The organism is Secundilactobacillus hailunensis (genome assembly GCF_005405185.1).
Lineage (GTDB): Bacteria > Bacillota > Bacilli > Lactobacillales > Lactobacillaceae > Secundilactobacillus > Secundilactobacillus hailunensis.
The window spans coordinates 1-599 of the sequence record NZ_BJDO01000125.1; the positions used below are offsets into that span (position 1 = coordinate 1).

The following is a 599-nucleotide window of genomic DNA, read 5'->3' on the forward strand; positions in this document are numbered from 1 at the left end:
AAGGCAACGTGACGACCTTGATCCTTGAACTTTTTAATGTACTCAACTTTTTCTTCAGGTAAGAGTTCGGCGTGGACTTCATCCAACCCGATTTGTTCGGCAACGTATTGAGCGGTGATTTTGTTATCACCAGTTAGCATAACCAAGTGCTTAGCACCATGATCCCGTAAAGCTTGGAGCTGGGCTTTGATGCCGGGACGAATGGTGTCAGAAACACCAATGGTTAATTTCAGGGCACCATCAACGGCGACCATGACAACGGAACTACCAGTATGTTGAACTTCAGCGAGATCTTGGTTCTGGGTGGCAGAGAGCTTAACGTTGTTGGCCGTCATCATCTTCAGATTACCCACGAGAACGTGGTGACCGTCAATGGTAGCGGTGATGCCTTGACCCTTGACGGTATCATTTTCCGCAACCTCAAGTTGTTCGAAATCGACTTTTTCATTGGTGGCATAATCCGTAATGGCTTTGCCCAGTGGGTGATCAGAAAGTCGTTCAACCCGGGCAACTAAGGCCAAGGCTTCATTGGTATCATTAGCGTAGTCTTTAACTGCGGAAACCGCGGTGTTACCAAGGGTCAAGGTACCAGTTTTATC

At 47.6% G+C, this 599-nt stretch carries 1 protein-coding gene; it reads right to left on the minus strand.

What is annotated here, in order from left to right:
* The coding region (locus tag FFM73_RS12595) for an HAD-IC family P-type ATPase (RefSeq protein ID WP_137631954.1) at positions 1–599 on the minus strand (599 nt) is incomplete at both ends.